Raw genomic sequence first — 13,920 nt, forward strand, 5'->3', positions numbered from 1 at the left:
GCTACGAAACATGGCCTTGTGTGCTTGTGCTACCGGGTTGCGCCCGGCCGCTGGCCACGATTGCCACCATCCCTACCAGAAGCAGCGCCGTGAGCACCACGATCGCCGATTGGTAATCACCCGTGATGTCGCGCAACACACCGACGAGGGCGGGGCCGCTCGCGCCGACCAGGACGGCAATGGTCCATTGGGTGCCCATGATCCGTCCGTAGGCGGGTCCCGAGTACCAATCGGCCATGACCATGGCACGCAGTGGGAGAAGCCCACCGAATGCCAGGCCGAACAACGAGAAATGGCCGACCATCTGCCACGACTGTGTGCCGTTCACCATCAACAAGACACCGAGCGCCACGATCAGGGTGACACCTGCCTGGACCCGTGTCGCTCCGAACCGTGCCGCCAGCATGGGGGCTATCCAACGGCCGGGCAGGCTCATCGCCGAAGCGATGGCCGCCCACAATGCAACCGTTGCCAGAGAGAAGCCGACCTCTTCGAAACGGGTCAAACGATGGGCGATGACCCCCTGGGCGGCCATGAAGGTGACCGCCATCGCCACCGTGTACAGCACGAACCTACGATCCCGAAAAAGGCCCGAGATCGAGATTCCCATCTCGGACGCTGTCGCAGCCTCACCGGCATCGCGGCTCCGTCGTGGCAGGGCAAACAGGGCGGTAGCTTCACCAACGGTGAGCAGCGTCAACGCCAGCACGAGAACCGCCGGCCGCCATCCCAGGAGAGTCACCAGTCGCTCGGCGAGTGGGATGAACACGATACCGGCCAGACCTCCGATCAGCGTGACGGTGGCCAGCACGCGGGCACGGTTGCGGGCAAGGGTCCACTGGTTGATGGCGACATAGGCCGGTTCGTAATAGATCATGGCTTGGGCAGGTCCGATGAGCAGCCACCAGGCGACGATGACCTGCCATGCCTGGGTCGAGATCGAGAAGGCGATCAGACCCAGGGAACCGAGTAGCGCTCCCACACCGACCACCGCCCGTACTCCGTGCCTGTCGGCATACCGCCCCACCGGGAGAGCGAGGAGACCACCCACGAACACCGAACCTCCGTACGCGACCGACAGAACGGTTTTCGAGAACTCCCCTCCTGCCGCATGATCGGTGACATAGACGGAGAATCCGTAGAGGATCACACCGAATCCGACCATCACGGTGGCCGACAGCGGCACGATCCAACCCGATCCGAGAGATGACGCTTCCGGGCGATCCATGTCGCATGATAGAACCCCCCCGTTCTCCTCACTACGCGGACGGCGGACTCCTGGCCGGTCGCCCTCCGGGCCCTGAGCGTCCAGGCACCCGTGCACCGACGGCGGACCGGTTCAGCGTCGAGGTGTCTGCAAACCTGAGCTTCGCTGCGTACCGATCAGCGCTCGATCCTCGGGAAGAAACATTCCGGGGCGCCTTCAAGGCGCCCCGGAATGCTCGTTCCTCACTTCGATGTCGGCAGCCGGCACCTGTCAATCCGCTGCAACGAGAGCCCGTCCAACGCCGGCATCGAACCCGGTGTTACGACCGTGCCTATGCCGAATCGAGGTCTGGGTCCTCGGTGTGCGCAGCACGGTGACCGACTCGGTGTGTCCCCTCAGATCCTGGCGGTCCAGGATCATCGGCTTGTACGTCCACGAGGTGTACAAGGCCAGTTGATCGGAGAAGTGGGGGCTGAAGGGGTCGCCACTCTGCCCCGGAGCGATCACGTTGACGCCGTACATGTGCGGTCCTCTCCCAAGGTGGACAATCTGGTTGTACGTGCCCCGGTTCATCCAGATGGTGTCCGGCACCGTTCCTACGCCGAGAGGACTCCAATGGATCATGGCTACCGGTTGCAGCCACGTATCGGCGTCCGGCGAGTCATACACGACACTCAGCTCGTCGAGGGTATCGACCAGAGCGGCGGTGACCGCGTCCGTTACGGATTCACCATTCAGGTAGTCGTAGAGGAGCGGGACAGCCGGGTCATCCTCCAGCAGACGGGCCATCAGATTGCCGGCCACGTTGCCATTGAGGTCAGATCCCAGATCGTCCGCGAAGATCTGGGTGACCAGCGTCTTCCACCAGGTATTGAACACGGCCACCGATGGGCTGTCGTAGACACCGTCGTCGTTGGCGTCGACCTGTGACCAGTCCCATCCGTCGAGCATCGCCACGATCCCGGGCAACCGGGCGTCGGCACCGGTATCCGTATGAGCCAGCAGGTCATCGAGGAGTGTCGAGACGAATACGGTCTTTGCGCTCCCCGACGGCGTGTCGGTAGTCCATCCCGCCGTTTTGTTGATCGATTTCAGCGTTGCCATGTCGGCACTGTTCGGTTCGATCTGTTCCAACAGGTTGAACAGCGTGTTGACTCGATGCACAGGCCCGAAGGTCCCGAACCCGGCCACCGTGTTCTCCCATCCAGGCGTGGGCTTGTTGTTCCATGAGGCCATCCAGCCCCGCTCCGGATTCAAGGCGTGGGGCATCTGGTCCCACGGGACGTATCCCTGCCATTCGGCGCCGCCGGTGCCGTCGTGGGGCAGCCAGGGGTCGTCACCGTCGGCCCGGATCGGGATAGACCCGATGTGCCAGTAGGCGATGTTGCCGCGGGCATCGGCGTAGAGAACATTGAAGTTGTAGGCGATGTTCGTAAGCGACTCCTCGAAGTCGCCGATCGATCGGGCCCGTCCCAGGTTGGTCCACGCCTCGAGACTGTTCATCTCTTCCCCACGGGTGGGGGTCTTGAGCGTGAACGCCAGACCGGGAGCCGTTCCCATCACCGGACCATGGATCGATTCACATATCTCGGTGTCGACCGATAAAGAGACACGCACGTTGATCGTTTCGGTGCGGCAGTCGTAATCCAGCCAATCACCATCGAACAGGTATTGACCGGCCCCGTTCACCGTCTCCATGTAGATGTCGGTGTTGTCGGTGAATCCCGAGGTGAGGGTCCAGGCGTAGTCGCGGCCCACTCCGATGGGTGTACCCGGCCAGCCGGCAATCTCCATCCCGGTCACGTCGAATCCGGCCCCGTGGATGCCGATCTCGTGGTTGATCTGCGGGACCGAGTAGCCCATCTGCGGTCCGCCGAACAGAAGTGCGTGGCCGTCTGTGGTCAGCTTGGGCGCCAGCACGATGGCGTTGGAAGCCGGTCCAGGATGTATCCCTGCCATGTCGAGGTTGTTCCTCAAAGCCTTTCGGCCGGCTTCGAACTCGGCGGTGGCCGTATCGATCCCGTGTGGCAACTCGGCGTGAGGTCCGGCGCCGTGTCGGACCGTGCCGATCGCTCCAGTGGCGGGCGCGGTGGTGGGAGCGTCCGGGTCGTGTGACCAGTGTGTATCGGCGAACATCGCTGCCCCTTCCGACGGGCCGTGGGTGGCCACGAGATCGCCGAGCATCTGGGCATTGTCCAGCTCTTCGCCGCCGAACCAGCCGAACTGGCTTGCGAGGAGCATGAACGTGCCGATCGAATCATCGACGGTCCATGGGCGCGGAGCCAGCCCGAAGGCGCCATATTCGACCGGGAGTTGACCGTTGGCGGTCGCCTCATCGATCCAGGCGTTCATCCCGTCGGCAAACGCCTGCAACATCGCTTGAGCGTCGGGTGATGCTCCGGCGTAGAGGGCTGCGCGCCGTTCGGCCGGGCCGAACAGTTTCCGGGACTGGATGTCGCCTGCCACGGATGCAGGGCCGAAGAACTCGGCCAGAGTTCCGGTCCCGATACGCCGGAGGATGTCCGCTTGCCAGAGGCGGTCTTGTGCCTGGGCGTAGCCGACTCCGTAGAAGAGCGATTCGATCGTGGACCCGTATACGTGTGGGACGCCGTAATCGTCGCGAACGATCGTCACCGCACCGTTGCCGGGCGGTTGATCGGAGGATGGCTTTCCCGCCGCCACAGTGGCCCCGGAGATGACGAGAAGGAATGTCAAGAACAAGATGATCGAGGTGCGTTTCACGATCTGCCCCTCCCAGGTAGCTCGACCGCGAAGCCTAGACATCGTCTTGATGGCCAAGTCGGGAGAACGGTCACTTTTGTTCATGGATTCCACAGGCGCCGCAAGCGGCGTCGTTGCTCGGGGCAACGACCGGTGGGAGCCGTGCAGAGGGGCGATCGCAACATCCTCAACCGGTCACTCGGCGTTCCTGGCTCGAGGTCTGGCAGGCGGTATGTCATCGGGCCGCCCGGCGTTCGCCTCGCGTCGCTATTAGAGTGCCCATGAAGCCTGCACCCGTTCAGGGTGCGGATCGGTTGACGGCCTGGATGCGTGTAATGGAGCCACTGCGGGTGTACCTGTTCGGAGGCTTCTTCATGGAACGTGCCGGCAAGGCGTTACCGCCCATCGCGTCGCGTGTCGGACGCTCGCTGTTCGCTCACCTGGTGATGCATCGGGGCCGACCTTTGCAGCGTGACTTGCTGGCCGGTTCTTTCTGGCCCGACCTCCCCGAGGGGAGGGCTCGGCGCCGCCTCAGCCATACCTTGTGGCAGATTCAGGATACGGTGAGCGATGGTTCGGCTTCGCATTTGACGACCACCGCCGACACGCTCGCCTTCGATACCACCACACCGTACTGGTTGGACGTCGAGGAGTTCGATCACCTCTTCGATTCGCTGGAGATCTCTCGCCGTGACACCCAGCTTGGGCGCGCCGGTGACGCTGCTGCCCTGCGTGCCTGTGTGGAACTGTATCGAGGCGACTTCCTGGCCGGGTTTTTCGACAACTGGGTGATGGTCGAACAGGATCACTACCGCCAGCGCTACCTGGTGGCCCTCAGCCGTCTCGTCGAGGTGACCAAGGCCCAGGGTGCCTATGAGGAGGCGCTGGCCCACGCGCGACGACTCACCCACCACGATCCGCTCAGAGAAGAGGCGCACCAGGAGGTCATGCGCCTCTGCTTCTTGCTCGGGCGGACCAGCGACGCCGTCCAGCAGTTCGAACGGTGCCGGTCGGTGTTGGCCGAGGAGCTGGGCACGGAGCCTTCTGAGCCCACTGTCGAGTTGTACCGGCGCATTCTCCGGCAGCGTCGTGCTGCAATTCGGCCGTTGCAGGGGGAGGAGCGCGCGACGCTTCTGGGGAGCCGGTCGGGCATTCCCTTTGTCGGACGAGAAGAGGAACGGCGCAGCCTCATCAGCCATCTGGAACGGGTGTTGGCCGGGCCGGGCGGGGTCGTATTGGTGGAGGGGGAACCCGGAATCGGCAAGACCCGGCTGGCGCTGGAGACGGCGGACGCGGCTCGTTGGCGTGGATTCGAGGTCAGTTGGGGAACCTGTGTCCAGGGGACGTTGCGTCCGTTCGGCCCACTCGTCGAGGTGTTGGAGTCGATCAGTCCACTCCGGGCCGAACAGCTCTCTGAGCAACTCGAACCAGTCTGGTTGACCGAGGCGATGCGGCTCGCGCCCCGTCTGGGGAAGCAGAACCTCCTGTCATCCGCGTCTACTCCACTTCGCCCGGCAGAGGAGTCGACACGGATGCAGGAGGCGCTCGTGTTGACGCTTGGAGCGTTGGGCAGGATCGCTCCTCACCTCGTGATCGTCGACGACGTGCACTGGGCCGACCAGGACACGCTTGGTGTCCTCACCCAGCTCGGACCCCGGCTTGCCGATTCCCGAATCCTCGTGCTGCTGCTCTATCGAAGCGAAGAGGGTCGAGGCGATCCGGAAGTGTGGGATGTGCTTCGTGACCTGGATCGTGTCGCCGGTCTTGGTCGGGTCGTGCTGTCTCCCCTGTCGGTGTTCGAACTGGGCGACATGGTGAAAGCCATTCTGGGTTTGACGAGTATGGAGCCGGTGGTGGCGGCCCGCCTGCATCGGCGGACCGGAGGAAACGTTCTATTCACGTTGGAGACTCTGTTGGCTCTGCGCGATCAGGGTCTGTTCGAAGTTGGCCGTGATCCGGGCGGAGTACTCGAGCGAGAACTCACCGGTCGGACCATTGCAGTCGCGCCACGGGTCAGGTCGGTGATCGACGCCCGCATATCCTTACTCGGCGAGCATGCTCATACGGTGTTCAAGGTCGCCGCCGTGTGCGGCGGCGCTGTCGATCTGGCGATGCTGGCAGCTGTTGTCGGGCTTCCACGGGCGTCTGTCTTGGATGCCATGGACGATCTCATTCATCGTGGTCTTATCCGAGAGGAAGGCGACAGCCGCTACCGGGTATCCCACGATCTGGTGCGCGAGGTCGTATATGAGAGCCTCGACGAGGGCCATCGGGTGGAGCTGCACCGGCGGGTGGCGGCGGCGCTGGTCGACATCGACGCGGAAGACGTGGACGCCATCGGCTACCACTATCGGGAGGGCGGGATTCCCGAGCGGGCCGCCCACTTCCTGCTCGAAGCGGGTATTCGGGCCGAGGAGCTCCACGCCTTTGCGACGGCCCGTCAGCACTTTCAGGCAGCCCAGGAAGCGGCCGCGAACGCGAAGTGGTTGCCGGGGGACCGGTATCGGCTGGCGGGACATCTCGAGGCCGTCCTCAGCGTGCTGGGGCGTCGGAGTGAACAGGCCGAAGTGATCGAGCAGATGGCGACGTTCGTCGAGGCGAGGCCTTCCCTGTGGGGCGACCTCGAGCGGCGCAGGGCCTGGCTTCTCGCTCACACCGGACGCTTCGCCGAGGCCGAGGAATCGGCGCGCCGGTCGGTGAAGGTGGAGCGTCGCCGGGGGGATCGAGGCGCGTTGGCGGCGGCTCTGGTGGCGCTTGGCACCTGCCAACGTTGGTCAGGGCATCCCTTGGAGGCGGTGTCCCAGCTCGAGGCGGCAGTGGCGGCAGCGAGGGGCGACGACCGGCGGCGAGCCGAAGCCCATACCGAGTTGGGTAGCACTTTGGTGGAAGTGCAACGGTCGACTGAGGCGCTCCCTCACCTCGAACGTGCGCTCGCTCTCTTCGAGAAGCTGGGCGATCTGCGCGGAGAGGCCGAGGTGTTTGGCGGCAAGGCGCGAGCGCTTCGTCAGCTGGGAGACACCGACGGGTCTCTTGTCCACTACGGGCGGACAATCGAGATCTGCCAGAAGATCGGCTACCGGCACGGGGAGGGAGTCAACCGGGTGAATCAGAGCAACCTGCACTACTTCCTCGGTCAAGTGGCAGACGCCCTTTCCGGGTATGAGCAAGCGGCGCGAATTTTCGCCGAACTCGGCGACCTTCGGGGGGAGGCGATGGTCCGCGTCAACGCCGCCTCGGTGCGCCAGAGCCTCCTCGGTGACTCCCGGCGTGCCATGGCCGACGCTCAGAGGGCAATGACCCACTTCTTGAACATCGGGGACCGGGCCCGCCAGGCGCAGTGCATGGAGGTCCTGGCGGGGGTTGCCCTCCTCCAAGACCGACCTGCTGAGGCCGAGAGGCTGCTCGAAGACAGCTTCCGGACCCTCACCGGGACCGGAAACCGCTTCCTCGAAGGCCAACACCTCCGCTCTCTTGCCCTCCTTCACCTGACCACAGGCAACCACCAGGATGCTCTCGTCGCTCTCGATCGGGCAGATCGGCTGTGCGTGGAGATAGGGCTTGTGCCCCTGGCAGTAGAGCTGCTCTCAATTCGCGGGGCCACGCTGCTGGCCGCCGGGCATGTGGAGGAAGCACTTGCCGTCACTCGCCAAGCGGTCGAGCAGCTCGTGCCGGGGGTCGAGCGCGTCCACTTGATCCACCACCGTCATGCCGTTGCCGCAAGGGCTGCCGGAGAACGCCAAGAGGCCCGTCGTGCTGCAGCAGAGGCACATAGGCTGCTCGACGCGACGCTCCAAGGACTTCCGGCGGAAGAGCGTGAAGGCGCCCTGGAGCGAGTCCCCGAACACAGGGAGATCGTGGCGGCGCGGAATCAGTTCTCCCCGCACACCGTTGAGGTGCTGCTTCCGGCAGCCGGGACTCCGATCGGCCGGGCCCTGGGCGACGACGAGTTGCGGCAGGTCACATGGACGGTCACGGACCCCGAGGATGAAGAAGTATCTTCCCCCATCGACCGTCGCCGCCGCCGACTGTGGCGCTTGATGACCGAGGCCAACGACCAAGGTGCCGTGCCCTCAATGGACCAGTTGGCCGGAGTGCTGAATGTAAGCGCTTCAACGGTGGGCCGTGACCTGGCCGCTCTATGCAACGCCGGCCACCGCCTCGCCACTCGGGGGCAAAGGCCTCGCGCGTCATGACGGAAGGTTCGGCCGGCCGGCGCTAGCGCGTGAGATATCTGAGAGACGGGCTTTCCGCATACTCGACGCTGAAACAGCAGTCGGGCTCAAGGAGGTCCCTCAATGCGCCGTCGTATCATCGTGCTCGTTCTGGCGCTGGCAAGCGTCCTTGCCACCGCTCTCCCCGCTTTGGCATCGATCAGCGACATGAGCTGATCCGAGGTCCGGTAACACCGCGAACTGAGCAAGTGGGCTGACAGCTTGCCGCCGTCTCCGGGGGATTCGGCTGCGCAGCGTCCGCCCCAAGCCAGGGGTCTGTTGAGCGGTGCCGGTGCGTAGATCGGTGGCCGTGCACGTCAGTCGCAAGGCCGCTGATTCCGTCACTACCCGTGTCGTACTGGCGGGATCGAGAGCGGCGTGAATGGCGGCACGGTCGCCGAGATGCGTGACATGAAGTGCTCAACGGGCTTCTAGCCCGTGAGCATCTGCCATTACCGAACCGGTTCGTCTTTCTGAGACGTTGTGGGGTTGCGAAATCGTTCGCTCCGGTTGGGCTGTGGCGAGGGCGAGGTGGCTGGGTGGTGCGGGCCGGGCGCTCACCCGAGATGTATCGGGAGAGGTATTGGGGGTGTAGCGGACCAGATGGAATGAGGATGAATCCAGATGATGGTATTCCCTTGATCGAAACCCGGATTCCACGGTGGCAGACATGGTTTGAGAGTTTTGACCCGGTTGGACCGATTGTCGCGGTCCATGTGCTGGCGCTTGCCATGTTTGGTGACGTGCTGCGCCCGGTCGGTGCGCTGGTGGTCGCCGGCATTCTGCTGGTGTGGCGAACGGGGTTGGACACCCTCGCCGATCGGATGGCGTTAGTTCGTAAAGGCGGGATATATCTGGTTCGTGGTGTGGGCTCGCTGGCGCTGGTGGGTCTGATAGTTGCGTTGGATGGAGGCACCGAGAGCCCGTTCTTCTTCTCGATGCTGATCGTGGTTGTCTGGGATGCGGTGACCAGCCCGGTTCGACGGATAATCTGGCTGGCGATTGCTGCCGTGTTGGTGTACGTGGGTGTGATCGCGGGAGCTGACGATGTAACCGTCACCAGCGTGGTCAGGTTGGGGGTGTTCCTATCGTTCATCGGGTTGCTGGTTTGGGGGCGGGCCTTGTCCGAGTATTGGCAGAGGGAGTCGACTCGGGCGAGGACGCTTGCGGCCGGGATCGCCGAAGAGGCGCCGATCGGTTTCGCCTTGTACGGTGGTGACTCGCTGCGTTGCTTGTTCGCCAACGAGACGGCGCGACGCTTCGGGCTCGCCGACGCCGGCCATACGACGATCACTCGCTTTGGCGGGTCGACAGTTCCCGGTCAGAGGTTGGGGGAGGTGCTGGCGGGGATGGTGGCGTCAGGGGATGCGGGGCCGCCGTCGCTGTACGTGGCGCCTTCGGCCACCGGCAGGGAGACTTTCTTGCGAATCGGGGTGTCGTTGCGTCGGGTGATGGAAGAGCCGTCGCTGTTGATGGTCTACGCCGAGGACGTAACCAGTCAGGTGTTGGCGGGTGAGCTGCACCGGCGGTTCATGGAGTCGGCCAATCATCAGTTCAGGACCCCGCTGTCGCCGATCGTGGCGTATTCGGAGTTGATCGCAAGGGGAGAGTTGGAAGGTGCAGACTTGCGGGAGGCCGCCATGGCGATCTGGGACGCCGGCGCTCGGATCGAGCAGCTCTTGGACCGGATCAGTTCGGTGCTACGTCTGCAGCGAGATCCTCAGCGGTCGGTGGTGACGGTCACGATCGGAGAGCTGATCGACACCTACTTGCTTGCCGCCAGACCCGGCCTGGAGTCAATAGTGGCCATTGAAGGGGAGCGAGGCTTGGTGGTTCGTTGTGATCCCCTTCCTCTCACGAGCGCCCTCTACGAGCTCATCGACAACAGCCGAAGGTACGGGACGCCGCCCGTCACCATCTCGGTCCGGTCCGTCGACGCGGCGGTCTGCCTCCGCTTGTGTGATCGAGGCCCCGGACCCGACATCGACTCAGGGACACCCCTCGGTCAAACGTGGAGCCTTCTGGCCCATTCCGAAGTGATGCCACCAGAGATGGGCGACCGGCTTGGTATCACCTACGCCCACACCCTGACGGTGGCGGCGGGAGGTTCGCTCCGATTCGAACGGGCCGAGGCGAGTTGGGCGTTCGCCATCGATCTGCCTGTCGGCCGGTCGAGCAGCGTTGCCGGCGAGCGGCCGCAGGAATAGACCGCCGGCCTCCTCTCCGAAACTCGAGGGTCAGGATGTGCAGCCACTTGAGAGGCAACATACCTGTTTTCGCGACATCACATGTGTCTCCAGAACCATCTGTGCCCGGCCTACTCGGAAAGGGCAACGGACCGTTCTGGACATCTACCCGGCGTGGTGACACGCCGTGAGGCGCTGAGGGAGCCTCCGTGACGATCGGAGGAGGCTCTATCCGTCCATCAGAAGTCTGTCACGTTTGTGACCTGCTCCTGGAAGATGAACTCCGGGCAGGCAGAGCCGCCATGCTCTGAGTGGTCGAACCCGATCAATTCCTCCGCCGCTGTGACACGGATGCCGATGATCTTGTCGATCGCCTTGAGCACAGCGAAGGATGTAGCAAACGCCCACACCATGATCGCCAATGCTCCGGCGAACTGGATCGGCAACGGCGCATCACCTGTGAACAGGCCGACGGCGATCAGACCCCAGAGTCCCGCGGTGCCGTGAACAAAGATCGCCCGGATGGCGCCTGCGCAGACACCGTTGCGCGTGAAGGTGCGGTGGTGGACTAGGCGCCATGACAGGCCATTGGTACGCTCGTGTGGTGGACCTTCACAAGCGAGATGCGGCGTTACGAGCGGATATTCGACGGCTGGGAAACCAGCTGGGGGATTCGTTGGTCCGTCAGGAGGGCCCCGACCTGCTCGATCTCGTCGAGGACGTACGGGCGGTCACGAGGGGATTGCGCGACTCGGGGACGACCGGGGACGATGCACTCGACGCACTGCTCGGCGGCCTCGACCTGGCAACGCTGAGCACACTGGTGAGGGCGTTCACCGCCTATTTCTATCTTGCCAACGTGGCTGAGCAGACGCACCGACTCGACGAGTTGGCTGCTCGTACCCGACGGCAGCGGGGCTGGTTGGAGAGCACGGTCGACCAGGTCGACGCTGCCGGGTTGGACAGAGTGGAGATCAAGCGGATGCTGGAGCGGCTGGAGCTGCGTCCGGTGTTCACGGCTCATCCGACAGAGGCCTCTCGGCGTTCGATCCTCACCAAGCTCAACGCGGTCGCCGAGCTGCTCGACGAGCGTCTTGATACGCGCTCCACGGAGGCAGACAAGCGTCGAATCGACCGTCGCCTCGCCGAGCTGATCGACCTCATCTGGCAGACGGACGAGCTTCGCCGGGATCGTCCAGATCCCAGGGACGAAGCAGCGTCGGTGATCTACTACCTCGACGAGCTGTTCAGAGGGTCTGTGCCGGAGGTCCTCGACGGGTATGCCACCGAGATGATGCGTCTCGGGATCGACGTCGCGATCGATCACACGCCGATCCGATTCGGCACGTGGGTGGGTGGCGACCGCGATGGAAACCCGTTCGTGACGGCGGCCGTCACCGACGATGTGTTGGCGGCTCAGCACGATCACGCGATGCGCAACCTCATTGGAGCGGTCGAGGCATTGGCCGGGGATCTGTCGACGTCGTCGAAGATTCGTTGTGTCAGCGATGAGTTGCTTGCGAGCCTCGAGGTGGACCGATCGCTGCTACCAAGGGTGTTCGAGCGGTTCGGTGTCCTCAACGCGGAGGAGCCGTATCGGCTCAAGTTGGCCTACATCCACCAGCGGCTCGTCAACACCAGGGAGCGTATGGCTTCGGGCTCCCGGCACATGCCCGGCAAGGGTTATGGCACCATCGGTGAGGTACTCGAGGAACTCGCTCTGATCCACCGATCGCTCGTAGCGAACCGGGGCGGATTGGTGGCCGCAGGCATGGTTGCCCGGCTGACGCGCACGGCCGCGACTTTCGGGTTTCATCTGGCGACCATGGACATCCGCCAGCTCGCCGCGAAACACCACCAGGCGATCGCCGAACTGTTCGACCGGCTCGAGGTCCCCTACGACGAGCTCGACGCCGCCGGTCGAACCGAGAAGCTGGCCGAGGAGCTGGAGGGCCGACGGCCGATGACCACCACCGCTGCGGCGGTGAGCGAGGAGACGGCAGCCACTCTCGATGTGTTCCGAACCATCGGTCGTGTCAAGGAGCGGTACGGAACCGAGCTCATCGAGAGCTACATCATCTCGATGACTCGTGACGTCGACGATGTCCTCGCCGCTGCCGTCCTGGCTCGCGAGGTGGGACTCATCGATGTGCCCGGGCACATCGCCGAGCTTGGTTTCGTGCCGCTGCTCGAGACCACCGAAGAGCTTCAGATGGCAGGGGACCTGTTCGACCGCCTCCTGAGCGTCAAGCCATATCGAGAGATCGTCCGCCTTCGGGGTGGCATCCAAGAAGTGATGCTCGGCTACTCGGATTCGAACAAGGCTGGTGGCATCACCACATCTCAGTGGGAGATCTACAAGGCGCAGCAGCAGCTGCGCGACGTCGCCAGAAAGCACGGTGTCGTACTCCGGCTGTTCCACGGGCGCGGCGGCACGATCGGTCGAGGTGGCGGACCGACGCATGAGGCGATCCTCGCCCAGCCGTTCGGGACCGTTGATGGGCCTATCAAGATCACCGAACAGGGCGAGGTGATCGCCGACAAGTACGGCCTTCCCGAGCTGGCCGCACGCAATCTGGAGCTGGCCCTGTCCGCGGTCATCGAAGCATCGCTGCTGCATCAGTCGCCGCGTCAACCCGAAGAACAGCTCGCTCGATGGCACGAAACCATGGATGCGGTGAGCGATGCCGCCTACGCAACGTATCGTGATCTGATCGGGGATCCGGGGCTCGTCGAGTACTTCCTCTCTGCGACTCCTGTCGACGAGTTGGGGGCTCTCAACATCGGTTCACGGCCATCACGGCGTCCCAACGGCACCGGGTCACTGGATGATCTCAGGGCGATCCCCTGGGTGTTCGGCTGGACTCAGTCACGCCAGATCATCCCGGGATGGTTCGGGGTTGGATCGGGACTCGCCGCCGCCCGTCATGCAGGGCATGGGGCAACGATCGGTGAGATGTATGAAAACTGGTCGTTCTTTCGGACCTTCATGTCGAATGTCGAGATGACCCTCGCCAAGACGGATCTCGGAATCGCCAAACGGTACGTACAGGCTCTCGTCGCCACGGACCATTACCACCTGTTCGACACCATCGAAGCGGAATACCATCGAACGATCGACGAGGTTCTCGCCATCACGGGCGAACGCACGCTGCTCGAAGTCAACCCCGTTCTCCAACGTACCCTGCGAGTCCGAGACACCTATCTGCAACCGCTTCACCACCTCCAAGTGAACTTGCTGGTGCGTTCACGGAACGCAGATGGCGATGACTCGGTCCTGCGACGAGCGCTGCTGCTCACGGTCAACGGCATCGCAGCCGGCCTCCGCAACACAGGATGACCCGAAGCAACTTGGATCGGAAGCCGGTCCTCGCTGACCCGATGAATCTTCGGTGAGCCGCCGGCGCGAGCCTGTGCGGATGCGGGCGAGGGGAACGCCGGCATTACCCAAAACCGAACAATCGCTTGTCCCTGGTCCGATCTCCCGGTAGCATCACGCCCTCGATGAGCCGTACAAACACGCTTTCAACACAGCAGTGGTGGTGGTCGCCCCGATAAGAGGTGGCGATACCAGGCCTGTCCGAACACAGAACAC

General features: G+C 63.8%; 6 protein-coding genes. 3 read left to right on the forward strand and 3 right to left on the reverse strand.

Translation table 11 applies throughout. From position 1 onward, the window contains the following. Nucleotide 1: 1 nt before the first annotated feature. Complete coding sequence (locus GWP04_06380; protein ID NIA25180.1) at nucleotides 2-1,228, reverse strand: MFS transporter; 1,227 nt, start codon at nucleotides 1,226-1,228, stop codon at nucleotides 2-4. Between the two features lie 249 nt (nucleotides 1,229-1,477). Further along, nucleotides 1,478-3,949 carry a hypothetical protein gene (locus GWP04_06385; GenBank protein ID NIA25181.1) on the reverse strand — a complete coding sequence of 824 codons (2,472 nt, stop codon included), beginning with the start codon at nucleotides 3,947-3,949 and terminating at the stop codon, nucleotides 1,478-1,480. A gap of 260 nt (nucleotides 3,950-4,209) precedes the next feature. Here GWP04_06385 and GWP04_06390 point away from each other — a divergent pair, with 260 nt between their 5' ends. Further along, the gene (locus tag GWP04_06390; protein ID NIA25182.1) at nucleotides 4,210-8,121 is read left to right on the forward strand and encodes a tetratricopeptide repeat protein; all 3,912 of its coding nucleotides are present in this window, start codon (nucleotides 4,210-4,212) and stop codon (nucleotides 8,119-8,121) included. Nucleotides 8,122-8,753: 632 nt separating this feature from the next. Then, entirely contained in the window at nucleotides 8,754-10,346 is a 1,593-nt protein-coding gene (locus GWP04_06395) for a hypothetical protein (protein ID NIA25183.1), read from the forward strand. Between the two features lie 218 nt (nucleotides 10,347-10,564). Here the strand turns inward: GWP04_06395 and GWP04_06400 are convergent, their stop codons facing one another. Continuing rightward, nucleotides 10,565-10,909 carry a hypothetical protein gene (locus GWP04_06400; protein ID NIA25184.1) on the reverse strand — a complete coding sequence of 115 codons (345 nt, stop codon included), beginning with the start codon at nucleotides 10,907-10,909 and terminating at the stop codon, nucleotides 10,565-10,567. Here GWP04_06400 and GWP04_06405 point away from each other — a divergent pair. Then, the gene (locus GWP04_06405; protein ID NIA25185.1) at nucleotides 10,903-13,665 is read left to right on the forward strand and encodes a phosphoenolpyruvate carboxylase; all 2,763 of its coding nucleotides are present in this window, start codon (nucleotides 10,903-10,905) and stop codon (nucleotides 13,663-13,665) included. The genes GWP04_06400 and GWP04_06405 overlap by 7 nt on opposite strands. Nucleotides 13,666-13,920: the final 255 nt, after the last annotated feature.

Source organism: Gammaproteobacteria bacterium, from assembly GCA_011682695.1.
Taxonomy (GTDB): Bacteria; Actinomycetota; Acidimicrobiia; order Spongiisociales; family UBA4744; genus BMS3Bbin01.

What these genes read in the sequence shown, in the direction of transcription:
- GWP04_06380 (NIA25180.1), bottom strand. Translation starts at nt 1,228, where the DNA reads ATGGATCGCCCGGAAGCGTCATCTCTCGGATCGGGTTGGATCGTGCCG.
- GWP04_06390 (NIA25182.1), top strand. Translation starts at nt 4,210, where the DNA reads ATGAAGCCTGCACCCGTTCAGGGTGCGGATCGGTTGACGGCCTGGATG.
- GWP04_06395 (NIA25183.1), top strand. Translation starts at nt 8,754, where the DNA reads ATGAATCCAGATGATGGTATTCCCTTGATCGAAACCCGGATTCCACGG.
- GWP04_06405 (NIA25185.1), top strand. Translation starts at nt 10,903, where the DNA reads ATGACAGGCCATTGGTACGCTCGTGTGGTGGACCTTCACAAGCGAGAT.